This window comes from Mycolicibacterium mageritense, from assembly GCF_010727475.1.
Taxonomy (GTDB): Bacteria; Actinomycetota; Actinomycetes; order Mycobacteriales; family Mycobacteriaceae; genus Mycobacterium; species Mycobacterium mageritense.
In genome coordinates this window covers 7,546,498-7,569,093 of the sequence record NZ_AP022567.1, presented here as the reverse complement: position 1 = coordinate 7,569,093, position 22,596 = coordinate 7,546,498, and the positions used below count along the sequence as shown (strand labels likewise).

Sequence of the window (22,596 nt, the reverse complement as noted above, 5' to 3'; positions counted from 1 at the left end):
AACATCGGATCAGGAATGTGCTGTCTGCGGCCGGGCTTCGAGCACTTCGGTGTGGTGGATCAGTGATGGTCCTGCGCCGGCGCCGGTGGTGTTGTCGTGGCGGCCGCGGTGTCTGTCGGTGAGGCCGGCGGGAGCGTGGGTGTCGTCTTGTGAGGGGCCGTGTAGGTAGCGGTGCATTGAGTCGTCGAGGGCATTGAGCCATCGTGTGTGGTGTTTGGCGGAGAGGGTGCCGGTGATCACGGAGCGGTGTACGGCGTCGCGGTAGCCGAGGATGTCCTCGTGCTTGTTGTGCATCCAGTCTTTGAACAGTTGGCACACGGCGTCGAGGTCGAAGGACGGGTAGTCGGTGGCGTCGATGAGTTCGCGGACGTATTCGGTTTGGAATTCGGCTTCTGCGTCGTGGTCGGGCAGTGCGGCTTGGCGTTCGAGCCAGAGTTCGATGTCGGCTTCGCGCTTGTCGAACGCGGGCAGGTCGATGACGCCGGTCATGACGTCGCGGGCAAACCAGGCTTGGGCGTCGAACATGTTGAAGGTGTAGTACTGGTCCTGCGCGCCGAGGTAGAACAGGTTGGTGTTGTGTTGCCAGACAACGCCTTTGTAGAGGTTGGCCGGGTACAGCACGTTCGGTGACGTCAGGGACAGCTCGCTGGGCAGGAACGGGTATTTGTGTTGGTATCCGGTGCAGAGTATGACGGCGTCGAAGTCGTCTTGGGTGCCGTCACTGAAATGTGCGGTGTTGCCGGTGAATCGGGTGACGAGTGGGCGTTCGACGGTGTTCCACGGCCACTTGTAGCCCATCGGGTTGGTGCGGTAGGTCATGGTGATGGATGCGGCGCCCATTTTGTGGGCTTGCATGCCGATGTCCTCGGCGGAGTAGCTGCTGCCGATCATCAGCAGCCGTTTGCCGAAGAACCGTTCTGCGCCGCGGAAGTCGTGCGCGTGGAGTACCTCGCCGGGGAAGGTGTTGATGCCTTCGAACTCGGGCACCAGGGGGACGTGGAAGTGGCCGGTGGCGACGACGAGTTTGTCGAAGACGTGGGTCTCGGTCTGGTTGGTCTTGAGATCCTCGACGGTGACGGTGAATTCCTGCGTCGTCTCGTTGTAGCTGGTGTGGCGTGCCACGGTGTTGAACTTGACGTATTTGCGGACGTCGGATTTCTCCACGCGGCCCTTGATGTAGTCGACGAGGACTGCGCGGGGCGGGAAGGACGAAATGGGGCGGCCGAAGTGCTCGTCGAAGGAGTAGTCGGAGAACTCAAGGCACTCCTTGGGCCCGTTGGACCATAGGTGGCGGTACATGCTGGAGTGCACGGGCTCGCCGTATCCGTCCAGGCCGATGCGCCAGCCGTAGTTCCACTGACCGCCCCAGTCGTCCTGCTTCTCAAAGCAGATGATTTCGGGTATCTTGGCGCCTTTTTGGCGTGCTGATTCGAATGCCCGGAGTTGCGCCAAGCCGCTGGGACCGGCGCCGATAATTCCGACACGCAGTGTCATGATACTTTCCTATTCGTAAATTGTTCGAGGGGTAGATATCCCAAGGTCTGAACTGAGCTGTGCATCACGGCAGCAACTCTGCGATTGCCATTTCCGTGACGACGCCAGGGCCGGGTGTCCGGCCGGTGCGCGGTGAAGATCTCAGGGGGCGAAGGTGCGGTCGCCTGCGAAGAATCCGAGGCCGTATTCGGGGGTTTCGAATTTGACGGTGGTGCCTTTGGGGAAGAACAGGACGTCGCGTTCTTTGGCGTGGGTGACTTCGCCGGTGTCTTGGTCGGTGAGGATGAATTCGCCTTTGACGACGAGCTTCATTTCGTCGTAGGTGTAGGTGTAGATGAGGGGTTGGGACTTCTTGAGTTCGAAGAAGCCGGCGCTCATGACGGTGCCTTCGGGGTTGTGGAGGGCGTCGCCGATGGCGGCGTCGGTTCCGGGGGTGTTCATGTCCGGCAACCCGACGAAGCCGTTTTCCACTTTGTGGATGGCCCCGGCCTTGCTGAGGGTTCCTACGAGAGTTGTCATGATTTCTCCTATATGTGTTAACGGAAACAACTACATCAGCCGAACTGTTTGGTTCAGTCCGGGCGCTTGAGATTGGGTGCGGATTTCCGCAGCAATATTTGTGCAGAGGTCGCAAAAGCGACTGCGATGGAGACCGCATCAGCAAATTGAGTACTCGCTCGGCGAGGAATCGTGTCAAGAGCCGAGAACGTTGATTCCCGGAAGACTGTCGAACGTGTTCCCATTGAGCCTGATGTGATGCCCATCACGTTTGCTTTCCTACGAAACACTGACATGGACAGGCGTTCATGTCAACCGTTCAAGAAGGATTTTTTGGTCGTCGATGTGATCGCGAATCGAACACCGGCCGCAGCCCGGTGCGATGACCATCCGGCCCACCGGATGGGTGGGCGGGAGATGTCCGACCAATCCTAAAGGGTAGTCAGAACCGTCAGAAAACAGTGTTACCTCAACCCGTTTGCTTCGGAAGCATGGCTGTCAACCAGAAAACATCCGTTCGGCCGCTGAGGCCTGATGGCCGAATCGAAGGGGACCATCTTGAGTTTGAAGACAAGTGTCGATGACATTAAGCGCAACCTGCCCCTCGTCCGGGACGAGATCGCGGACACCGCAGCCAAAGTCGACGAACAGCAGGTGGCCGAACTCGCACGCCACCTGTGCCGGCACACCCGGGTGTTCGTCGCCGGGGCGGGTCGCAGCGGGCTGGTCCTGCGGATGTTCGCGATGCGGCTGATGCACTTCGGCCTGACCGTGCATGTTGCCGGCGATACCACCACGCCGGCAATCAGTTCCGGTGACCTGCTGTTGGTGGCCTCGGGGTCGGGAACGACCTCGGGCGTTGTCAAGTCGGCCGAGACGGCCACCAAGGCAGGTGCGCGCATCGCCGCGTTCACCACCAATCCGGATTCTCCGCTGGCCCGCCTGTCCGACGCGGTGGTGATCATTCCCGCCGCGCAGAAGACCGATCATGGCTCCAGCGTTTCCCGCCAGTACGCCGGATCCCTGTTCGAGCAAGTGCTTTTCGTCGTCACCGAGGCCGTGTTCCAGTCGCTATGGGACAACACCGATGTTCAGGCCGAAGAACTCTGGCTGCGGCACGCCAACCTCGAATAGCCGGGCCGTCAACCTTCCGTACCCAGTTCCACCGTCACTGCAGTTCCCTACGAAGAAAGAAGACAACACCATGAAGCTCCAAGTCGCCATCGACCTGCTGACCACCGAAGCCGCCCTCGAATTGGCCGGCCAGGTTGCCGAATACGTGGACATCATCGAGCTCGGCACGCCCCTGATCAAGGCCGAAGGGCTGCCCGCCATCACCGCCGTGAAGAACGCCCACCCGGACAAGATCGTCTTCGCCGATCTCAAGACGATGGACGCCGGTGAACTCGAGGCCGATATCGCGTTCAAGGCCGGCGCCGACCTCGTCACCGTCCTCGGTGCGGCAGACGATTCCACCATCGCAGGCGCCGTCAAGGCGGCCAAGGCCCACAACAAGGGCGTCGTCGTCGACCTCATCGGCGTGGCAGACAAGGTCACCCGCGCCAAGGAAGTCCGCGCGCTCGGTGCCAAGTTCGTGGAGATGCACGCCGGCCTGGACGAGCAGGCCAAGCCCGGTTTCGACCTCAACGGGTTGCTCGCCGCGGGTGCGGAAGCTCGCGTTCCCTTCTCGGTGGCCGGAGGCGTCAAGGTCGCCACGATCCCAGCTGTCCAGCAGGCTGGTGCCGAGGTTGCCGTCGCGGGCGGCGCCATCTACGGCGCAGACGACCCGGCCCGGGCGGCGAAGGAACTCCGCGCCGCCATCGTGTAGCCCTGGGATGAACGGTGGCGTCCCGCAGAGTCTTTCAACTCTGCGGGACGCCACTTCGCCAGGCGGCACCCTCATGCGTTCCCCGAGGTCGATGACTGCTCGTCGAAAGCTGGAAAACCCCACCATGTCTGTTACCCACGTCGACCCGCCTGCGAGGTCCGGGCACAACCCGCTGCGGGATCCGCGCGACCGTCGATTGAACCGCATCGCCGGTCCGTCGTCACTGGTGCTCTTCGGCGTCACGGGAGACCTCGCGCGCAAGAAACTCATGCCGGCCGTGTACGACCTGGCCAACCGGGGCTTGTTGCCGCCGAGCTTTTCCCTCGTGGGCTTTGGCCGGCGCGACTGGGGCGACGAGGATTTCGCCGCGGAGGTCAAGCAGTCCGTCACGGCTCACGCCCGAACCCCGTTCGACGAGGCCGTGTGGGCGCAGCTTGCCGAAGGCATCCGGTTCGTGCGTGGCGAGTTCGATGACGACCGGGCGTTCAAACAGCTGAGTGCCACGCTCGACGAGCTGGACGAGCAGCGCGGCACACGGGGCAATCACGCGTTCTACCTTTCGATCCCGCCGAAGGCCTTCGAACAGGTCTGCCGCCAGTTGTCCGAGCACGGATTGGCGCAGGCCACGGGCGACAGGTGGCGCCGGGTGGTGATCGAGAAGCCGTTCGGGCACGACCTGGAATCGGCCCGCAAACTCAACGACGTCGTCGAATCCGTGTTTCCGCCGGACGCCGTGTTCCGGATCGACCACTACCTGGGTAAGGAGACGGTCCAGAACATCCTGGCCCTGCGGTTCGCCAACCAGCTCTTCGAGCCGCTGTGGAACGCCAATTACGTTGACCACGTTCAGATCACCATGGCCGAATCCATCGGGACCGGGGGCCGGGCGGGTTACTACGACGGCGTCGGCGCGGCCCGCGACGTCATCCAGAACCACCTTCTTCAACTCTTGGCCCTGACGGCCATGGAGGAACCGATCTCGTTCGACGCCGATGATCTGCGCGCCGAGAAGGAGAAGATCCTCGCTGCGGTCACACTGCCCGACGACCTGTCGACGCACTCGGCCCGCGGCCAGTTCACCGGTGGCTGGCAGGGCGGCGAGCAGGTTGTCGGTTACCTTGAAGAAGAAGGCATTCCGCCCCACTCCACGACCGAAACGTACGCGGCCATCCGCGTGGACATCAACACCCGGCGCTGGGCCGGAGTGCCGTTCTACCTGCGCGCCGGCAAGCGCCTCGGCCGGCGCGTGACGGAAATTGCCGTGGTGTTCAAACGCGCACCCAACCTGCTGTTCCGTGACTACGGCGACGACGACTTCGGCCAGAACGCCGTCGTGATCCGGGTGCAACCCGACGAGGGGGCCACCATTCGGTTCGGCTCCAAAGTGCCGGGCACCCAGACCGAGGTTCGCGACGTCACCATGGATTTCGGCTACGGCCACGCCTTCACCGAGTCCAGCCCCGAGGCCTACGAGCGGCTCATCCTGGACGTGCTGCTGGGCGAGCCGCCGCTGTTTCCCCGGCACACCGAAGTCGAATTGTCGTGGAAGATCCTCGATCCCTTCGAGAACTACTGGGCCGGCCTCGACGAACAACCAGAACCGTATGCGCCCGGCAGCTGGGGCCCCGCCTCGGCCGACGAGCTGCTCGCCCGTGACGGAAGAACGTGGAGAAGGCCGTGATCGTAGATCTTTCCGACACCACCACCTCGAACGTCTCCAAGAAGATCATGGCCCTGCGTGAGCAGAGCGGCGTGATCGCCCTCAGCCGGGTGCTCACGCTCGTGGTGGTCACACGTTCGGGGCTCGAAGAGGAGGCCATCGAGGCCGCCAATGAGGCCAGCCGCGAACACCCTTGCCGCATAATCGTTCTCGCCGACGGAGGGGCGTGTGCTCCGAACCGGCTGGACGCCCAGATTCGAGTGGGCGGCGACGCAGGCGCCTCCGAAGTCATCATTCTGCGCGGCTACGGGGAACTGGCCACCGACAGTGAATCCCTGGTCGCCGGGTTGCTGCTGCCCGATGCGCCGATCGTGGCGTGGTGGCCTCGCGGCGCGCCGCGCAATGCCGGCGAGACCTCTATCGGACGCATTGCCCACCGTCGAATCACCGACTCGGCGAACGAGGACGAACCGCTGGCGGCTTTGGAGAACATCCGGAACACCTACAAGGCCGGCGACACCGACCTCGCCTGGACCCGCCTGACCAACTGGCGGATCCAGCTGGCGGCGGCGCTGGACCACGTCGATGCTTCCCCCGTCACCGCCGTCACCGTCGAGGGCGCCTCGGACTCGGCCAGCACCCTGCTCCTCGCGGCATGGCTCAAGTTGACCCTGAAGGCTCCCGTCACCGTCGTGGCCGAGCGGGCGGGGACCGGTATCCGCAGTGTCCGCCTACGTCGTGACACCGGCGATGTCGTGTTGTCCCGGCCGGATCGCTCGGTTGCCGAACTGACGCAGCCGGGACAGCCCACCCAGCGGATCTCTCTGCCGCGCCGCACCCTCAAGGACTGCCTGGCCGAAGAACTCCGCCGGCTGGACCCCGATGAAGTCTTCGGCGAGACCGTTTGCAGTATCGGCACTTTCAGCGTGCACCAACACGTTGCGTGACGCACCGGCCCGGCCCGGGGCGGTACACCGTCACCGAAGTCCGTGGCTGTGTGCCAGTGCGATGGCCTCGGTGCGCGAGCCCACGTCGAGTTTCCTGAACAAGTTCCGCACGTGGAACTTGACCGTGTTTTCGCTGATCCCCAGCGATGACGCGATCGTCCGGTTGCGGTGTCCGGCGACAAGGTGCTGGAGCACCTCGAGTTCGCGGGCGGCAAGATCCCATCCGGCGACATCCCCGGCCGGTCGTGCCGGCAGATCGAGGGGGAGCGTGACGAAGACGTCGACACCCCAGCCCGGCATGACGTCGATCCGCAACTGCCCGGCGAGCGCCTGGACCCGGCGGTCCAGCCGGCCGATGCTCGGCGAGTCGGCGTCGAGCACGCCACGGCCGTCGTCGCGCACATTGATCAGCAGGTTTTCGCCGTCGCAGTCCCATTGCGTGCGCACCCTGCTGACGTCGGGCTGTTCGGTCATGGCCAGCACGAGCCCGCGGACGATGGCACGTCCTGCGTGCGCAACCTCGCCGGGCAGGGCCCTTCCGTTCTGAGGTGGCTCGATGAACTCGATCTCAAGGCCGCTGAATCGCGTGAGCGGGCGCAGATCCTCGCGTAAACGCTCGAAGGCAATCGCGACGGGCACCTCCACCAGGTCGGTCGTGCGGTCGCTGAGAGTTCTGAGCCCGACCAAGGCCTTGACGGCCAGGTCGGTCACGGTGGCGCGGGCCGACGCGTCGTCCAAGGAGGACGAGCGCAGGGCGGCCAGCATTGTTTCGAGGGTCGTGGAGTGCAGATCGGTCAGTTCCGCGGTCACGCGGACGCGCTCCGCCGAGGCGGCCCGCGATTCCAGCAGATACGACGGCGGCGCATCGACCACCTTCTCCCGAATCCGCTCGGCAGCTATGCGCCACAGGTACGTCACCAAGTCCAGCCCGGCGTTGTGCTCTGGATCCGACGGGTGTGGATCCGTCAGGACGAGGAGGGCTCCGCTGGGTGCGTGCTTCACGGCGAGTGCGGGACGAGGACGGCCGGCGAGTTCGGCTTCGCCGAACCACGGTGCCTCATCCGAAAGGGTTGCGCGCAGCGCGTCCAGCTCGGCGATGGAGACCCGGGAAATGATCTCTTCGGCCCCCGCCTTCTTCTGTGGACGCCCCGTGCAGTCTTCCGTGAAGATCACGAGCGCGCTGCTTCTCAGGTAGGGGAGTGTGGCAGCGCGCAATTGCTCCGCGATCTGGACCAACGGGGCTTGCGCCAGTGCCGCGACGGCGTGCAAAAGCGGCCATGGCAGGTCGGTGGGGGGCGCGGCGGCTTCCTTCACGGGCTGATTGATGGTTCCGCTCATTCTACGGAGTCTAACGGCAGTGGATGTGTTCGACCAGTCCTAAAGGGTAGTCAGAACCGTCAGAAAACAGTATTACCCCTGCCCATTTGGTTCGCGATCATCGATGTCAAGGCGCTCGTCCAACCAATCAGAAGCATCCGTGCGGCCGCCAGAGGCCGATGAACCGAAGGGGAGAAATCGTGACTCAGACAGCAGATGCGATCCTTGCCGAGCCCAATTCGACACCGTCGGTGTTGAACTGGACAACCGAGGACCAGCGTGCCGTGGACACCGTCCGGGTGCTGGCCGCGGATGCGGTGGAGAAGGTCGGCAACGGTCATCCGGGTACGGCGATGAGCCTGGCTCCGGCGGCGTACCTGTTGTTCCAGAAGCTGATGCGCCACGACCCCCGCGACCCTGACTGGGTGGGCCGTGACCGGTTCATCCTCTCGCCGGGCCATTCGTCGCTGACGCTGTACATCCAGCTGTTCCTTGCCGGTTACGGGCTGGAGCTGGAGGATCTGAAGTCCTTCCGCACCTGGGGTTCTCTGACGCCCGGCCATCCGGAGTACAAGCACACCAAGGGCGTGGAGATCACCACCGGCCCGCTGGGTCAGGGTCTCGCGTCGTCGGTCGGATTCGCGTACTCGCAGCGCCGGATGCGCGGGCTGCTCGACCCGGACGCAGCCCCGGGAACCTCACCGTTCGACCACACGATCTGGGTGATCGCATCCGATGGTGACCTGCAGGAAGGTGTGACGTCCGAGGCTTCCTCCCTCGCCGGGCACCAGGAACTGGGCAACCTCGTCGTGGTCTACGACGAGAACCACATCTCGATCGAGGACGACACCGACATCTCGTTCACCGAGGACGTCCTGGGGCGCTACGAGTCCTATGGCTGGCACGTCCAGCGCGTGGACTGGACCCGCACCGGTGAGTACCGGGAAGACGTCGAGGAACTGTACGCGGCTCTGCTGGCCGCGAAGGCGGAAACCTCGAAGCCGTCCATCATTTCGCTGCGCACCATCATCGGCTACCCGGCCCCGAAGAAGCAGAACACGGGCAAGATCCACGGTTCTGCGTTGGGCGCCGAGGAAGTCGCGGCGGTGAAGGAAGTGCTCGGCTTCGACCCCGCCAAGTCCTTCGACGTCGACCCGGCAATCCTGGCCCACGCCCGTGCGGCAATCGACCGCGGCGCGGCCGCGCGTAGCGAATGGGACGAGTCGTTCCAGTCCTGGCAGGCCGCCAATCCGGACGCCGCCGCGTTGCTGCGACGCATCGAGGCCAGGCAGCTTCCCGACGGTGTCGACGCCGTCCTACCGGTTTTCGAAGCGGGCAAGGACGTCTCGACGCGTGCGGCATCCGGCAAGGTTCTCAACGCGCTCGGTCCGGTCCTCCCCGAACTCTGGGGCGGTTCGGCCGACCTGGCCGAGTCGAACAACACGACCATCGAGGGATCACCGTCGTTCATTCCGGTCTCCCGTTCGACGAATGCGTGGAAAGGCAACCCGTACGGACGGGTTCTTCACTTCGGCATCCGTGAGCACGCTGCCGCGTCGATCGTCAACGGAATCTCGCTGCACGGTCCCACGCGCGCTTTCTCCGGCACGTTCCTGATCTTCAGTGACTACCAGCGCCCGGCCATCCGGCTGTCCGCGCTGATGGGTGTGCCGGCTGTCTACGTCTGGTCGCACGACTCCATCGGCCTGGGTGAGGATGGCCCGACCCACCAGCCCGTGGAACAGCTTTCGACCCTGCGTGCGATCCCCGGCCTGGACGTAGTGCGTCCCGGCGACGCCAACGAGGTCGGCATCGCGTGGAAGACCATCCTGGAGAACCACGAGAACCCGGCAGGGATCGTGCTGACCCGGCAGAACATCCCGACCTTTGCCCGTGGCGAAGGCGCAGCCGAGGGTGACACGTTCGCATCCGCGGCCGGGGTGGCGAAAGGTGGTTACGTGCTGGCCGAGGCTTCCCGGGACGGCGCCACCGTGCCGGCCCAGGTGCTGCTGATCGCCACCGGCTCCGAGGTCCAGCTGGCGGTCCAGGCCCGAGAAGCGCTCCAGGCCGAAGGCATCCCCACCCGCGTGATCTCCATGCCGTGCGTCGAATGGTTCAACAAGCAGGACGCCGCCTACCGCGAGTCCGTGCTTCCTGCCGCCGTGACGGCCCGTGTCTCGGTCGAGGCCGGATTGGCCCTGGGCTGGAAGGAGTTCGTCGGCGACGCCGGACGTTCGGTCAGCCTTGAGCACTTCGGGGCATCGGCGGATTACAAGCGCCTGTTCCAGGAGTTCGGCATCACCGCAGACGCGGTCGTCGCCGCCGCCAAGGACTCCATCACCGCGGCAGGCAACTAAACCCCCAAACCACACGGCGGCCGGCACGCCGCGGGACGGCCCGATGGCCGTCCCGCGGCGCTGACCGCAAGCCAGTCAACATAATTCGAAGGAGCAGAAGCGATGTCCAACGCCACCCCCACCGCACAACTTTCGGACGCCGGCGTCTCGATCTGGCTCGACGACCTCTCCCGCGGCCGCTTGCAGAGTGGTTCGCTGCAGAAGCTGATCGACGAGAAGAGCGTCGTGGGTGTCACCACCAACCCGTCGATCTTCCAGGCCGCGATCACCACCGGGCACGACTACGACGCCAAGATCGCCGAGCTCGCCGCGCGGGGCGCCGACGTCGAAGAGACGATCTTCGAGATCACCACCGCCGACGTGGCCGACGCGTGTGATCTGTTCGCCCCGATCGCCGCGGCCACCAAGGGCGTCGACGGCCGGGTCTCCATCGAGGTCGACCCCCGCTTGGCCTGGGACACCGCCGGGACCATCGCGGAGGCGAAGAACCTGTACAAGAAGGTGGCGAAGGACAACGTCCTGATCAAGATCCCGGCCACCCGTGAGGGATTGGAAGCCATCACCGAGACACTGGCCGGGGGCATCAGTGTCAACGTCACCCTGATCTTCTCCCTGGAGCGCTATCGCGCCGTGATCAACGCCTTCCAGTCCGGCCTCGAGCAGGCCAGGGACAACGGCCACGACCTGTTGGCGATCCACTCGGTCGCGTCCTTCTTCGTCTCACGGGTCGACACCGAAATCGACAAGCGGCTCGACGCCGTCGGCACCGACGAAGCCCTGGCCCTCAAGGGCAAGGCCGCCGTGGCCAACGCCCGCCTTGCCTACCAGGCCTACGAGGAGCTCTTCGCGACCGAGCGCTGGGCGGCGCTGGCAGAGGCCGGTGCGCTCCCGCAGCGTCCCCTGTGGGCCTCCACCGGTGTGAAGGATCCCGCCTACCCCGACACCCTGTACGTCACCGAACTCGTGGCCGCCGACGTGGTGAACACCATGCCCGAGAAGACCCTGGACGCCACGTTCGACCACGGTGTGGTCACCGGTGACACCATCACCGGTCGGTACGAAGAAGCCAAAGCCGTGCTCAATGCCATTGAAGGTCTTGGGATCTCATACGACGATGTCGTCGCACAGCTGGAATCCGAAGGCCTGGAGAAGTTCGTCGCCAGCTGGAAGGAACTGCTGGCCGATGTCGAAGGTGCCCTCCAAACTGCACGGAAGGGCTCCGGAGCCCGCGTTCGGACCGACCGGGTCAGCCGCCATCCCGCGGGCGCGATCCCGGGTCAAGGATCCTGATCTGCTCGTCCTGACCGCTACCGAAAGGCAGACACCATGTCCGCTTCACCGTTGAAATGCTGCATCAACCCCAGCATCCTCTCGGCCGACTTCGCCAATCTCGAGGCCGAGCTGGCTCGCATCAGCAACGCCGATGCCGCGCACGTAGATGTCATGGACAACCGCTTCGTGCCCAATCTGACCATCGGCCTGCCGGTGGTGGAGCGGCTGCAAAAGGTAAGTCCCGTACCGCTGGACGCCCACCTGATGATCTCCGAGGTGGACCGCTGGGCTCCTCAGTTCGCCGACGCCGGACTGGCCTCGGTGACATTCCACGTCGAGGCGTCCGACGCACCGGTCAAGCTCGCCCGCGAACTGCGGGCGCGGGGATCGAAGGCTGGGATGGCGCTGCGCCCGGCGACCCCGGTGGAACCGTACCTGGACATGCTTGCGGAACTGGACATGCTCCTGATCATGACGGTGGAGCCGGGCTTCGGCGGCCAGGCTTTCCTGGACGTCACCCTGCCCAAGATCCGCCGGGCCCGCGCGGCGATCGACGGTTCCGGTGTGGACGTGGCCATCCAGGTCGACGGCGGCGTCACGGAGGAGACCATCGTCCGCGCCGCGGAGGCCGGTGCCAACATCTTCGTGGCCGGATCGTCCGTGTACGGAAAGCCGTCGCCCGCGGACGCCATCGAATCACTGCGCGCCAACGCCCACCTCGTATTCGCCAAAAATTCGGCGCCCCAACCAGTCTGAAGGATCAGCAGTCATGCGCGTTCACATCGCAACCGACCACGCCGGCATGGAACTCAGCTCGCACCTGATCGAAGCACTGTCGGCCAAGGGCTACGAGATGGTGAACCACGGGCCCGTGGTCTACGACGCCGAGGACGACTACCCGGCATTCTGCATCAACGCCGCGACCGCGGTCGTGGCCGACCAGGCCGCAGGCCGGGATGCCCTGGGGATCGTGCTGGGCGGTTCGGGCAACGGTGAGCAGATCGCCGCCAACAAGGTCAAGGGGGTACGTGCGGCCCTGGCCTGGAACCTCGACACGGCCAGGCTCGCCCGCGAGCACAACAACGCCAACGTGGTGGCGGTGGGTGGCCGCCAGCACACCGTCGAGGAGGCCACCGAACTGATCGAGGCCTTCCTGGCGGAACCGTTCAGCAATGCCGAGCGCCACGAACGGCGCATCGGCAAGATCGCGACCTACGAAGCCACCGGCGAGGTCGTCGAGTAACCCTAGGAGTCAGCATGCCCATTGCCACCCCGGAGATCTACTCCGAGATGATCGACCGTGCAAAGACAGGCGGATTCGCGTTCCCGGCCGTGAACGTCACGTCCTCCCAGACGCTGAACGCGGCCCTGCGCGGCTTCGCCGAGGCGGAGTCCGACGGCATCATCCAGGTGTCCACCGGTGGCGCCGCCTACTGGTCCGGTGCCTCCACCAAGGACATGGTCACCGGTTCACTGGGCTTCGTCGCCTTCGCGCGGGAGGTCGCCAAGAACTACGGCGTCAACATCGCCCTGCACACGGACCACTGCCCGAAGGACAAGCTGGACGGGTTCGTACTGCCACTGCTCGCCGCGTCGGAGGCGGAGGTCAAGGTCGGCCGTGATCCGCTGTTCAACTCGCACATGTGGGACGGCTCCGCCGAGCCCCTGCAGGAAAACCTGCGGATCGCCCGTGAGCTGCTGGAGCGCACCGCGGCCGCCAAGATCATCCTCGAGGTCGAGATCGGCACCGTCGGCGGCGAGGAAGACGGTGTCGAGAACGCAATCAACGACAAGCTCTACACAACGGTCGAGGATGCCCTGGCCACGATCGACGCACTCGGCTCGGGCGAAAACGGGCGGTACATCACGGCTCTCACCTTCGGCAACGTGCACGGCGTGTACAAGCCGGGCGGGGTCAAGCTGCGTCCGGAGATCCTGAAGGACATCCAGGAGCAGGTGGGTGCCAAGATCGGCAAGACCAACCCGTTCGACCTCGTATTCCATGGCGGCTCGGGTTCCAGCGATCAGGAGATCGCGGACGCCGTCTCCTACGGCACCATCAAGATGAACATCGACACCGACACCCAGTACGCGTACACGCGTCCTGTGGCGGCCCACATGTTCACGAACTACGACGGGGTGCTGAAGGTCGACGGCGAGGTGGGCAACAAGAAGACCTACGATCCGCGGGTCTGGGGTGCCTTGGCCGAAGCCGGGCTCGCGGCCCGCGTCGTCGAGGCCACTCAGCAGCTCGGCTCGGCCGGAAAGACGTTCTGAGCGAGTCCGACAGCGGCCGTGACGGGCCAAGTCCTGCCGGCCCCGGGGCCGGCGTGGTGGCGCAGACGCCGGCACGGGCGCGGCATTCTCGTCGTAGCCCGGGCCGGGCCCGCGACGCTGGTTGAGATCGTGAAAGCAGCTGACTCCCAGTTGAATAGGCCGGCGGCCGGACATCTGTTGTGGTGCAACACAATGCGAGTCAAGCATTGCGCTGGGCAATTCCTGGTGAATTCCATTGCCGCGCCTGGGTGACCGTGGCCAAGGAGAGATGGTTGCGGCGCCGGCGTTGCCGCGGCCGGGGCTGGAGACGGCTGCGCCCTCTGATGCCGTCGAGATTTGCTGTGCGGTACGCCGAACCTCACTGCGCAGTGCCGCGGCGAGCGTTGCGACTGCCTGTTCCGGGTCGTTCTCCGGTGTTGCCGGCGATGTGATCCTTGACACATCGACCCAGACGTTGTTTCCTTATCGGGAAACAGTTTTCCTGTCGGGAAACAGAAGGGAAAGCGGTCTCGCGGCTGTGTTGCCCTCAACTCCGCCGCGACCCCGTTGTCCTGCACTGAAAGTCATCGGTGCGTTCGGTCTCTCGGCGCTTTTCACTTTTGGTCAGAATGCGACCCAAATACCGTAGAAAGGGCGAGGTTCATGGATCCTGCCTTGGAATTGAGAATTCAAAACATGTTCAAGCGCGACGTTCTGGTCGCGACCGTGCTTGCGGGGCTGATGTGGGCGACCTTGATCTTCGTCTTCTTCGCTGCATTCAGTGTCATCGAGAACGCGACGGTCAAGGCGATGCTCGGAATAGCCTGCGTGATCTTGGGCGTGTTCAACTCGCTGGGGCTCCTGTCGATGGCCCGTCGTTACAAGATCGAGCGTGAGCACGTCTACGGCGAGGACATCCACCATCTCGACGTGAACCGGAAAGCCCGGCAGGTGCGGCGCGAGGTCGCCGAGGTGACCGCAGCATGACGAGCACGACAGCCGGCCCGGTGCGCCAGACCAAGGGCGGACAGTTCATCGACGCCGCGACCTTGATCGCACTGCTGTTCATCACGCTGTTCGTCACGACGTTCGTGTTCGCGCAGGAGGACGAGGCACCGCCCCCTGCGGAGACCACGTCGGTCGCACAGCCCGTCATCAGCCCTGCTGAGCAACAACAGTTCGATCTCATGAAGGCCCAAGGCATGGTCGACGACGAGACTGTCGCGGCACTGACGACGGCCAATGCACCGAGCGACAACAAGTACACGATCGAATGGGTGCCGCTGCTCGGGATGATCGCGTTGGCCGTGGCGTACCTGGCGTTCGTTTATTTCATGTCTTTTCGCGAGTACCACGAGGTCATCGCAGCCAGATTTGGATCGAGATTCTCACCGGATGAGGAATCATGAATTTTTGGAGCCTTCTTGAAGACGGGGCGTGGGTTCTGGCCGCACTCGTCGCCAGCTGGATGTTGTACGACGCGTATCGCGTCGGCCGTGACTATGACGAGGAATTCCTCGTTCACACGATCGAGGATCTCGGGGAAGACGCTGCGTGGCAGCAGGGGGCCATCGAGTCGGACGACATAGAAAGGCCTCGTTCATGAGCGGTGGCAACAACGGCGCCGGCACCGAGGCGCTGACTCTGAACAAGGTGCTCGGCCCGATTCACATTTGGGGGTTGGGTGTCGGCATCGTGCTGGTCGGCGAATTCATGGGGTGGAACTTCACCGTGGAGAAGGGCGGCCTCTACGGTTCGCTGATCGCGTGTTGGTTTGTCGGCCTGCTCTACACCTGTGTGGTGATGATCAACTCCGAGGTGGCCTCGGCGATCCCGGCAGCGGGCGGTCAATACGCTCAGGCCAAGCACTCAGTGGGACCGCTGATGGCGTTCAACGTCGGCCTGTATCTGACCATGGCGTACACGATGTTGGAGGCCGCCAACGCCAACGTGCTGGGCGATCTGCTGACCACGATGTCGGGATTGCTGGGCAACAAGCAGCATCTCTCCGCCTATCCGTTCGCGGTGCTGGCGATTCTGCTTCTCGCCCTTTTGAATTACCGCGGCGTGCTGGCAACGTTGTCGGTCAACTTCATCATCACCGGCTTCGCCTTCTTGACGATCATCGCGCTGTTCATCGGAGTTTCCGGCTGGAACATCGATGCCGGTACCCAGTTCAGTGCGCTCGCCGGATCCGCTGATGCCGGGCTTCCCTACGGCTGGATCGGCGTAATCGCCGCGTTCCAGTTCGGCATGTGGTTCTACCTCGGCATCGAGGGCACCGCCCAGGCGGCGGAGGAGTGCCGTTCGCCGAGCCGGTCCATCCCGCTCGGCAGCCTGGCCGGCATCATGACGCTGATCATCGCGGCCAGCCTGACCTGGTACCTGTGTTCGGCGCTGTTGCCGTGGCAGTACTTGGGGACGTCGATCACGCCGTTGTTCGACGCGGCCCAACTCGCCCATTCGGGTGTGCTCGTCTGGCTGTTGTTCCTCGGCACGTTGGCGGCGACGCTCGCGTCGGCGAACGGTTGCATCACCGACTCCTCCCGGTCATGGTTCGCCATGAGCCGCGACCGGTACCTCCCGGAGTGGTTCGGGGCCGTGCACCCGCGCTACCGGACGCCGTTCCGCTCGATCCTGTTCCTGGTGCCGGTGGCGATCGCCTTCGCGATCCTTCCGTTGCTGCTCGACAAGCCGACGCTGCTGTCGACCGTGATCACCTTCTCGATCCTGTCGGGGCTGCTGACCTACGCATTCATGGTCGTCAACATGCTGAGGTTCCGGAAGCTGTGGCCGATCGGCTCCATCAAGCGGGCGTACACCCTGCCGATGCATCCCATTCCCTCGATTGCACTGGCAGTGGTCGCGGCGATCGTGTTCTTCGCGACCTACCTGGGCTACGGCAGCACATTGATGTCAATCCTGGTGTTCTACTTGCTCGCCTCGGTGTGGTTCGTTCTTCGGCGGTTCAAGTACGTCGACCGGAACGCCGAGTTCACTGCGCCGTTGCCACGCCCTCGAGGTTACTGATGTCGGGAACGACCTGGGTCGCGCTGACAGTGGCCACGGTCGGGGCGGCGGTGCTCACCTACTTGCACCGCCGCCATGTGGCTCGCGTCCAGCGTGACCGCGCGGCATTGTTCGAGCACGCCACCGACGTGCTCGAACAATGCCGCGTCGTGCCTCGCGGACTCGACTTCCCTTTGCTCTATGGACGATTCGCGGGACGAGACGTACGCGTCGAACCTGTGGTCGACGCGCTCGCCCTGCGGGTCGTACCCGTGTTGCGTCTCATGATCACGATCCGTGAACACTTTCCCGGACAGCCGACGTTGTCAGTGCTCAGCAACGAGACGGGACATGAGTTCTTCTCCGGGCACCGTCAACTGCTGCGCTGGCGCGACCCGTCCTGGCCCGAGTGGGCCTCGGTGACCTGTGCCGCCGAAGGGGTGGATCGCGAGCTGGCCGACACCGCCGTGAGCCTGGTGACCGAGGATTCGGCGGTGAAGCAGATCCTGGTCACCGAGCGGGGTGTCCGCTGCGTAATCCGTGGCGCACAGGCCAATTCGACGGCCTACCGGGTCACGCGCCGCGCCGATCTCTCGGAGGCGCGGGTAACGGCGGAGGATCTGCGGCAGGCGGTCACGATGACCGCTGAGCTGTGCGACCGGGTCGCGGGCCGGCCGAGACAGACGCCGGCTGGGGTATCGGAGGCAGGATCGCTATGAATCGACCAATTCACCCGTTGCTGGTCCTCGGCATCGCCATAGTGCTGCCGGGGGTCGGGCAGGTCGTCAACGGCCAACCCCGGCGTGGCCTGGTGTTCGTCTTCTACACCTTGCTGCTGGGAGTGATCACGTACCTGGTGGCACCCGCGGAAGCGTCCGCCATCGGACAAGTCGCCGGAGGGGTGTTCGTGTACGCCCTGAGCGTGCTCGACGCCTACCAGGTTGCCGCAAGGCGCCGTTATGCCGCCGCGCGACACTGACCCCGCGGGTCGGATCAGGTTGTGGCTCTGAGGCTTACGTGATGACGATGCACCACCTACGAACCCTCGGTTGGTCTTAGAACCCTGCCACCGGCCGGTACCCGTATTCCTGCGGCGGACATCCGCATCTCCCAAGTGCCTAGACGACGAACGGCCACTTCCCACTCGGGGAAGTGGCCGTTCGGATGTGTGCGGTGTGCCGCTCAGCGCCTACCGGGCCGCTTGGCGCCGGCTTTGATGGCCAGCCCGACGACCGCTGGTTCTGGCTTGGACTCAGCCACCGGCGGTGCCTCGGCGGCGGGCTTTTGCGCGGCGGGGGTGGTCTTCTTGGCGCCGGGACGTTTGGCGCCTGCGGCGATCCCGAGGCCGACGACCGGCGGTTCGGGCTTGTCCGGTGCTGCCGGGGCAGGTGCGGCCGTGGTCTTCTTGGCGCCGGGGCGTCTGGCGCCTGCGGCCAGGCTGAGGCCCTTGACGGGGGCCGCGGCGGGTGCCGATGCCTCGGCAGCCGGAGCAGCCTTTTTGGCGCCGGGACGTTTGGCGGCGCCGGCCATGCCGAGGCCGGTGACCGGTTTGACTTCAGTGACGGGAGCGGGTGCCTGGGCGGGTGCGGCCGCTGCTTCGGCTTGGGCGGCTTGGGTTTTGGCCTCGGCTTCGGCGCTGACCTTGGCGTGTGCTTCGGATTCCTTTGCCGCCGTGCCTTTTTCGGGCAGCGTGACGGCGCTCTTGTCCAGCGAGTTGAGCAGCAGCTGAGCCACGTCGAGCACTTCGGCTTTGTCGACGTTGCGGGCGGCGGCCACGTCGTCGACACCGTCGGTGATCATGACGCGGCAGAACGGGCAGCCGGTGGCGATGGTGGAGGCGGTGTCCATGGCTTCTTCGGTGCGTTCGACGTTGACGCGTTTGCCGAGGTGTTCTTCCATCCACATCCGCGCGCCACCGGCACCGCAGCACAGGCCGCGGTCGGCGTGGCGGGGCATTTCCTTGAGCGTCACCCCGGAGGCTTCGACGAGTTCGCGCGGGGCTTCGTAGACCTTGTTGTGGCGCCCCAGGAAGCAGGGGTCGTGGTAGGTGACTTCGGGGCCGCCGGTGGAGGTGACCGGGATGAGTTTCTTGTCGCGGACCAGGCGGTTGAGCAGCTGGGTGTGGTGCACGACGGTGTAGTTGGCGCCCAGCTGCGGGTATTCGCGGCCGATGGTGTTGAAGCAGTGCGGGCAGGTGACGATGATCTTGCGGTCGACGGTTTCGACACCTTCGAACAGTTCGTTGATGGTTTCGACGTTTTGGGCGGCGAGTTGTTGGAACAGGAACTCGTTGCCGGAGCGGCGGGCGGAGTCGCCGGTGCAGGTTTCCCCGGTGCCCAGCACCAGGAATTTCACCCCGGCGGTGGCCAGCAGTTCGGCGACGGCTTTGGTGGTCTTTTTGGCGCGGTCTTCGTAGGCGCCGGCGCAGCCGACCCAGAACAGGTACTCGAACCCGTCGAAGGACTCGACGTCGTGGCCGTAGACCGGGACGTCGAAGTCGACCTCGTCGATCCAGGTGGTGCGGTCTTTGGCGTTCTGGCCCCAGGGGTTGCCTTTGGTTTCCAGGTTTTTGAACAGCACGCCGAGTTCGCCGGGGAATTCGGATTCGACCATGACCTGGTAGCGGCGCATGTCGACGATGTGGTCGATGTGCTCGATGTCGACCGGGCACTGCTCGACGCAGGCGCCGCAGTTGGTGCACGACCACAGCACGTCGGGGTCGATGACCCCGCCCTGCTCGGCGGTGCCGACCAGCGGGCGCAGCGCCTGGGCGGGCCCGGAGCCTTCGATGCGGGCGTAGCCGTCCTCGGGCACGCCGTGGCCGTGCAGGCTGTCACCCAGGGCGGCGAAGTCGACCGAGCCGTCTTCGGGCATCGGTGTGCCTTCGATGATGTAGGGGGCCTTGGCGAACAGGTGATCGCGCAGGTTCATCATCACCAGCTTGGGCGACAAGGGTTTGCCGGTGTTCCAGGCCGGGCATTGGGATTGGCAGCGGCCGCATTCGGTGCAGGTGGCCATGTCGAGGTTGGCTTTCCAGGTGAAGTCCTCGATGCGGCCCTTGCCGAACACCGCGTCTTCGGCGGGATCGTCGAAGTCGATCTTGTTGCCCTGGTATTCCATGGGCAGCAGCGGGCCCAGCCCGTCGGGCAGGCGTTTGAAGGTGACGTTGATCGGGGCCAGGCCGATGTGCAGGTGCTTGGAGTGCAGCACGATCAGCAGGAACACCAGCATCACGCCGATGTGGCCCATCAACGCCAGGGTTTCGATCCACACGTTGGCGGTGTGCCCGAGCGGGGCCAACAGGGCGGCCATGGCGTCGGAGAAGAACGCCCCGGATTGGTAGGGGAAGTTCTCGCCCAGCACGTTGACCGCGGCGCCGCGGAAGATCGCGTAGGTCGCGATGACCAGGAAGATCATGATCAGGATGGTCCAGGCGCCGCCGTTGTGGGAGCCGTAGAAGCGTGACTCGCGGCCCAGCTGTTCGGGGTTTTTGCGGATGCGGATGATCGCGAAGACGATGATGCCGGCCAGCACCGCGACGGCGAAGAAGTCCTGCAGGAAGCCCAGCACCGCCCAGCGCCCGACCAGCGGGATGTGGAATTCGGGGTCGAACAGCACCCCGTAGGCCTCCAGGTACACCGTGGCCAGCACGAAGAAGCCCCACATGGTGAAGAAGTGCGCCAGGCCGGGGATCGACCACTTCAGCAGCTTGGACTGGGCGAAGACTTCCTTGTTCTGGTTCAGGAAACGCTGAACCAGATGGTCCTTGCGGCCCCGCTCATCGCCGACCTTCTGCCCCGAGCTGATCAGCCTGGTCAGCCACCACACCCGCTTGGCAGCGAAACCCAACACCACCACCGTGGCCAGCAGCCCGACAATCAGCCGCGACAAAACTAGGGTGTGTTCGAGACTCTCCATAGCATCAGCTCCAATTTCGTGAGTCACTCGCCGGAATCCTGGCTTCCGCCAACGCTCTACGCGACGTTCGGCTTTCGGCAGCTCAGCCGAACAGGAATGCGGCTTCTGTATAACGCTTCTGGGGAACGGCCTTGAGCTTTCCGAGGGCCTCCTCGAAGCTCACGTGGTCGATCTCCGTGCCTTTCAGCGCGACCATGGTGCCCCAGAAGCCTTCCACCACAGAGTCGATGGCAGCCATGCCCAGCCGGGTGGCCAGGACGCGGTCGAAGGCGGAGGGCACGCCGCCGCGCTGCGTGTGGCCCAGGATGGTGGCGCGGGTTTCGATGCCGGTGCGGGACTCGATCTCCGGGGCCAGTTGATCGGCGATGCCGCCGAGCCGTGGCCGCCCGAAGGCGTCCAGCCCGCGCTGGGAGTGCGGGAACTCCAGGTGCTCAGGGACGAAGCCTTCCGCCACCACTATCAGTGGTGCCCGCCCGCGGGCGTACGCTCCCTTCACCCACTGCGCAATCTGCTCGATGCTGACCTTCTGCTCCGGGATGAGGATGGCGTGGGCACAGGCTGCCATGCCGGCATGCAACGCGATCCATCCCGCGTGACGGCCCATCACTTCGGCGATCATGCAGCGGTGGTGCGATTCGCCGGTCGTGCGGAGCCGGTCGATCGCTTCCGTGGCGATCTGCACCGCGGTGTCGAAACCGAACGTGTAATCGGTGGCATCCAGGTCGTTGTCCACGGTTTTGGGTACGCCGACGATCTTCAGACCGGCATCTGTCAGGCGTTGCGCCGCAGCCAAAGTCCCCTCACCGCCGATGGCGATGATCGCGTCGATCCCCAGCCGGGCCATGTGTGCCTTGATGACCTCGGGGCCGCCGCCGTTCTCGAACGGGTTGGTGCGTGAGGTGCCCAGGATGGTGCCGCCCTGTTTGGCGATACCCCGGACCATCGTGCGGGGCAGGTCGACAACGTCGCCCTCTACCACGCCGCGCCATCCGTCGAGGAATCCAACAAACTCATGACCGTAGACGGCAATGCCCTTCAGCACGGCGGCGCGGATGACCGCGTTCAATCCGGGGCAGTCGCCACCGCTGGTGAGGATTCCGATTTTCATGTTTCGACCCAGATCGTAGGAGAGGGATTGCCGGTGGCGCGCCCCGTCAAGCCCGGCATCTTTCCCGGACCTGACGGGGCGCCGGGCGTCATGCCGCGAAGACCACGAAGAACTTTCTGATTCGTTCCTGGATTTCCCAGGTTCCTTTCCACCCGATCGGGAAGAACGCGGCAGATCCTGCCTCCACGGTGACCGGGTCGCCGCCGTCCTCAGTGATCACCATGCGTCCTTCGAGCACGTGAATCACTTCGCCGCGGTCCACGAACTCCCAGCGGGACAGGCCGGGGGAGGCCTCCCAGACACCAGATCGGATGCCAGGCTCGGCACTGATGAAGGGAACGGAAGACCGTACTCGGATTTCCTCTCCCAGCACCTCGGCCGAGGGCTGGCCCAGCAGGGACTCTTCGAGGTTCTCTTCGAAGAGTGCTGCGGGCCAGAAGGTTTGGCTCATTTGTGGGTATTACCTTTCTTTTGGTGAACGGAGGCACCGTGCCCCCGGTATGGACGTGAGAGGACGTCTGGCGTCATGCCGCGAAGATCACGAAGAACTTTCTGATGCGTTCCTGGATTTCCCAGGTTCCTTTCCACCCGATCGGGAAGAACGCGGCAGATCCTGCCTCCACGGTGACCGGGTCACGGCCGTCCTCGGTGACCACCATGCGTCCTTCGAGCACGTGAATCACTTCGCCGCGGTCCAGGAACTCCCAGCGGGACAGACCGGGGGAGGCCTCCCACACGCCGGAGAGGATGCGAGAGTCGTCGCTCTTGAAGGGAATGGCAATTCGTGTCGGGATCTCGTCACCGATCACCTCGGCCAAGGGAGGCGCGAGGAGGGCCTCTTCGAGCTGCCCCTCGAAGAGTTCGGCGGGCCGGAAGGTTTGGCTCATGGTGGTTTACCGTTCTGCTGGATGGGATGTGGACAGTTGACGGCT

Annotated in this window: 21 protein-coding genes and 1 pseudogene; 15 read left to right on the top strand and 7 right to left on the bottom strand. The window is 64.6% G+C overall.

Annotation, left to right across the window (positions count from 1 at the left end):
- Positions 1-9: 9 nt before the first annotated feature.
- Both G6N67_RS36645 and G6N67_RS36640 read right to left on the bottom strand, forming a co-directional pair.
- Positions 10-1,494, bottom strand: a complete 1,485-nt coding sequence (locus G6N67_RS36645) for a trimethylamine monooxygenase (RefSeq protein ID WP_081812888.1) — start codon at positions 1,492-1,494, stop codon at positions 10-12.
- A gap of 141 nt (positions 1,495-1,635) precedes the next feature.
- A complete protein-coding gene (locus tag G6N67_RS36640) occupies positions 1,636-2,013 on the bottom strand; it encodes a cupin domain-containing protein (protein ID WP_036443072.1) in 378 nt (125 codons plus the stop codon).
- A 537-nt stretch (positions 2,014-2,550) separates the two neighbouring features.
- Between G6N67_RS36640 and hxlB the strand changes: the two genes are divergently transcribed.
- The 4 genes from hxlB (at position 2,551) to G6N67_RS36620 (ending at position 6,427) form a co-directional block, all read left to right on the top strand.
- Positions 2,551-3,126 carry a 6-phospho-3-hexuloisomerase gene (gene hxlB, locus G6N67_RS36635; RefSeq protein ID WP_229477369.1) on the top strand — a complete coding sequence of 192 codons (576 nt, stop codon included), beginning with the start codon at positions 2,551-2,553 and terminating at the stop codon, positions 3,124-3,126.
- Positions 3,127-3,196: 70 nt separating this feature from the next.
- On the top strand, positions 3,197-3,820 hold the full coding sequence (gene hxlA, locus G6N67_RS36630; protein WP_036443076.1) for a 3-hexulose-6-phosphate synthase: 624 nt from the start codon (positions 3,197-3,199) through the stop codon (positions 3,818-3,820).
- Between the two features lie 124 nt (positions 3,821-3,944).
- Positions 3,945-5,501 carry a glucose-6-phosphate dehydrogenase gene (gene zwf / locus G6N67_RS36625; protein ID WP_051579334.1) on the top strand — a complete coding sequence of 519 codons (1,557 nt, stop codon included), beginning with the start codon at positions 3,945-3,947 and terminating at the stop codon, positions 5,499-5,501.
- Complete coding sequence (locus tag G6N67_RS36620) at positions 5,486-6,427, top strand: glucose-6-phosphate dehydrogenase assembly protein OpcA (protein WP_306666435.1); 942 nt, start codon at positions 5,486-5,488, stop codon at positions 6,425-6,427. Before zwf ends, G6N67_RS36620 begins: the two co-directional genes overlap by 16 nt.
- 30 nt (positions 6,428-6,457) lie before the next feature.
- Here the strand turns inward: G6N67_RS36620 and G6N67_RS36615 are convergent, their stop codons facing one another.
- On the bottom strand, positions 6,458-7,765 hold the full coding sequence (locus G6N67_RS36615) for a helix-turn-helix transcriptional regulator (RefSeq protein WP_051579335.1): 1,308 nt from the start codon (positions 7,763-7,765) through the stop codon (positions 6,458-6,460).
- A 179-nt stretch (positions 7,766-7,944) separates the two neighbouring features.
- Here G6N67_RS36615 and tkt point away from each other — a divergent pair, with 179 nt between their 5' ends.
- The 11 genes and pseudogenes from tkt (at position 7,945) to G6N67_RS36560 (ending at position 17,617) form a co-directional block, all read left to right on the top strand.
- On the top strand, positions 7,945-10,101 hold the full coding sequence (gene tkt, locus G6N67_RS36610; protein WP_036443079.1) for a transketolase: 2,157 nt from the start codon (positions 7,945-7,947) through the stop codon (positions 10,099-10,101).
- Between the two features lie 102 nt (positions 10,102-10,203).
- Positions 10,204-11,316 (top strand): annotated as a pseudogene (gene tal / locus G6N67_RS36605) (transaldolase); the annotation flags it as partial.
- Between the two features lie 111 nt (positions 11,317-11,427).
- Positions 11,428-12,129, top strand: coding sequence for a ribulose-phosphate 3-epimerase (rpe, locus tag G6N67_RS36600; RefSeq protein ID WP_036443082.1), 702 nt, complete (start codon positions 11,428-11,430; stop codon positions 12,127-12,129).
- A 13-nt stretch (positions 12,130-12,142) separates the two neighbouring features.
- On the top strand, positions 12,143-12,616 hold the full coding sequence (locus tag G6N67_RS36595) for a ribose-5-phosphate isomerase (protein ID WP_036443085.1): 474 nt from the start codon (positions 12,143-12,145) through the stop codon (positions 12,614-12,616).
- A 14-nt stretch (positions 12,617-12,630) separates the two neighbouring features.
- Positions 12,631-13,650, top strand: coding sequence for a class II fructose-bisphosphate aldolase (fbaA, locus tag G6N67_RS36590; RefSeq protein ID WP_036443088.1), 1,020 nt, complete (start codon positions 12,631-12,633; stop codon positions 13,648-13,650).
- 675 nt (positions 13,651-14,325) lie between these two features.
- Positions 14,326-14,616 carry a hypothetical protein gene (locus G6N67_RS36585; RefSeq protein ID WP_051579336.1) on the top strand — a complete coding sequence of 97 codons (291 nt, stop codon included), beginning with the start codon at positions 14,326-14,328 and terminating at the stop codon, positions 14,614-14,616.
- Positions 14,613-15,038, top strand: coding sequence for a P-loop NTPase family protein (locus G6N67_RS36580; protein WP_036443090.1), 426 nt, complete (start codon positions 14,613-14,615; stop codon positions 15,036-15,038). Before G6N67_RS36585 ends, G6N67_RS36580 begins: the two co-directional genes overlap by 4 nt.
- Entirely contained in the window at positions 15,035-15,235 is a 201-nt protein-coding gene (locus tag G6N67_RS36575; protein ID WP_036443093.1) for a hypothetical protein, read from the top strand. The genes G6N67_RS36580 and G6N67_RS36575 overlap by 4 nt, the downstream gene beginning before the upstream one ends.
- Positions 15,232-16,659: an APC family permease gene (locus tag G6N67_RS36570; RefSeq protein WP_036443096.1), complete on the top strand. Its 1,428-nt coding sequence runs from the start codon at positions 15,232-15,234 to the stop codon at positions 16,657-16,659. Before G6N67_RS36575 ends, G6N67_RS36570 begins: the two co-directional genes overlap by 4 nt.
- Complete coding sequence (locus G6N67_RS36565) at positions 16,659-17,357, top strand: hypothetical protein (protein ID WP_036443099.1); 699 nt, start codon at positions 16,659-16,661, stop codon at positions 17,355-17,357. Before G6N67_RS36570 ends, G6N67_RS36565 begins: the two co-directional genes overlap by 1 nt.
- Positions 17,354-17,617 (top strand): hypothetical protein, encoded by a 264-nt coding sequence (locus G6N67_RS36560; protein WP_036443102.1) that lies wholly within the window; start codon positions 17,354-17,356, stop codon positions 17,615-17,617. Before G6N67_RS36565 ends, G6N67_RS36560 begins: the two co-directional genes overlap by 4 nt.
- Before the next feature lie 203 nt (positions 17,618-17,820).
- Here the strand turns inward: G6N67_RS36560 and G6N67_RS36555 are convergent, their stop codons facing one another.
- The 4 genes from G6N67_RS36555 to G6N67_RS36540 form a co-directional block, all read right to left on the bottom strand.
- A complete protein-coding gene (locus G6N67_RS36555; RefSeq protein WP_163642449.1) occupies positions 17,821-20,556 on the bottom strand; it encodes a heterodisulfide reductase-related iron-sulfur binding cluster in 2,736 nt (911 codons plus the stop codon).
- Positions 20,557-20,638: 82 nt separating this feature from the next.
- Positions 20,639-21,664 carry a 6-phosphofructokinase gene (locus G6N67_RS36550; protein WP_036443109.1) on the bottom strand — a complete coding sequence of 342 codons (1,026 nt, stop codon included), beginning with the start codon at positions 21,662-21,664 and terminating at the stop codon, positions 20,639-20,641.
- 88 nt (positions 21,665-21,752) lie between these two features.
- Complete coding sequence (locus G6N67_RS36545) at positions 21,753-22,115, bottom strand: cupin domain-containing protein (protein WP_036443112.1); 363 nt, start codon at positions 22,113-22,115, stop codon at positions 21,753-21,755.
- 73 nt (positions 22,116-22,188) lie between these two features.
- A complete protein-coding gene (locus tag G6N67_RS36540; RefSeq protein WP_036443114.1) occupies positions 22,189-22,551 on the bottom strand; it encodes a cupin domain-containing protein in 363 nt (120 codons plus the stop codon).
- Between the last annotated feature and the right edge of the window lie 45 nt (positions 22,552-22,596).

Bases quoted from the DNA above. Each gene is read 5' to 3' on its own strand.
- zwf (WP_051579334.1), top strand. From the start codon at position 3,945: ATGTCTGTTACCCACGTCGACCCGCCTGCGAGGTCCGGGCACAACCCG.
- G6N67_RS36545 (WP_036443112.1), bottom strand. From the start codon at position 22,115: ATGAGCCAAACCTTCTGGCCCGCAGCACTCTTCGAAGAGAACCTCGAA.
- G6N67_RS36615 (WP_051579335.1), bottom strand. From the start codon at position 7,765: ATGAGCGGAACCATCAATCAGCCCGTGAAGGAAGCCGCCGCGCCCCCC.
- G6N67_RS36595 (WP_036443085.1), top strand. From the start codon at position 12,143: ATGCGCGTTCACATCGCAACCGACCACGCCGGCATGGAACTCAGCTCG.
- G6N67_RS36575 (WP_036443093.1), top strand. From the start codon at position 15,035: ATGAATTTTTGGAGCCTTCTTGAAGACGGGGCGTGGGTTCTGGCCGCA.
- G6N67_RS36640 (WP_036443072.1), bottom strand. From the start codon at position 2,013: ATGACAACTCTCGTAGGAACCCTCAGCAAGGCCGGGGCCATCCACAAA.
- G6N67_RS36550 (WP_036443109.1), bottom strand. From the start codon at position 21,664: ATGAAAATCGGAATCCTCACCAGCGGTGGCGACTGCCCCGGATTGAAC.
- G6N67_RS36585 (WP_051579336.1), top strand. From the start codon at position 14,326: ATGTTCAAGCGCGACGTTCTGGTCGCGACCGTGCTTGCGGGGCTGATG.
- rpe (WP_036443082.1), top strand. From the start codon at position 11,428: ATGTCCGCTTCACCGTTGAAATGCTGCATCAACCCCAGCATCCTCTCG.
- G6N67_RS36540 (WP_036443114.1), bottom strand. From the start codon at position 22,551: ATGAGCCAAACCTTCCGGCCCGCCGAACTCTTCGAGGGGCAGCTCGAA.
- hxlA (WP_036443076.1), top strand. From the start codon at position 3,197: ATGAAGCTCCAAGTCGCCATCGACCTGCTGACCACCGAAGCCGCCCTC.
- G6N67_RS36565 (WP_036443099.1), top strand. From the start codon at position 16,659: ATGTCGGGAACGACCTGGGTCGCGCTGACAGTGGCCACGGTCGGGGCG.
- G6N67_RS36570 (WP_036443096.1), top strand. From the start codon at position 15,232: ATGAGCGGTGGCAACAACGGCGCCGGCACCGAGGCGCTGACTCTGAAC.
- G6N67_RS36645 (WP_081812888.1), bottom strand. From the start codon at position 1,494: ATGACACTGCGTGTCGGAATTATCGGCGCCGGTCCCAGCGGCTTGGCG.
- fbaA (WP_036443088.1), top strand. From the start codon at position 12,631: ATGCCCATTGCCACCCCGGAGATCTACTCCGAGATGATCGACCGTGCA.
- G6N67_RS36580 (WP_036443090.1), top strand. From the start codon at position 14,613: ATGACGAGCACGACAGCCGGCCCGGTGCGCCAGACCAAGGGCGGACAG.
- G6N67_RS36555 (WP_163642449.1), bottom strand. From the start codon at position 20,556: ATGGAGAGTCTCGAACACACCCTAGTTTTGTCGCGGCTGATTGTCGGG.
- G6N67_RS36560 (WP_036443102.1), top strand. From the start codon at position 17,354: ATGAATCGACCAATTCACCCGTTGCTGGTCCTCGGCATCGCCATAGTG.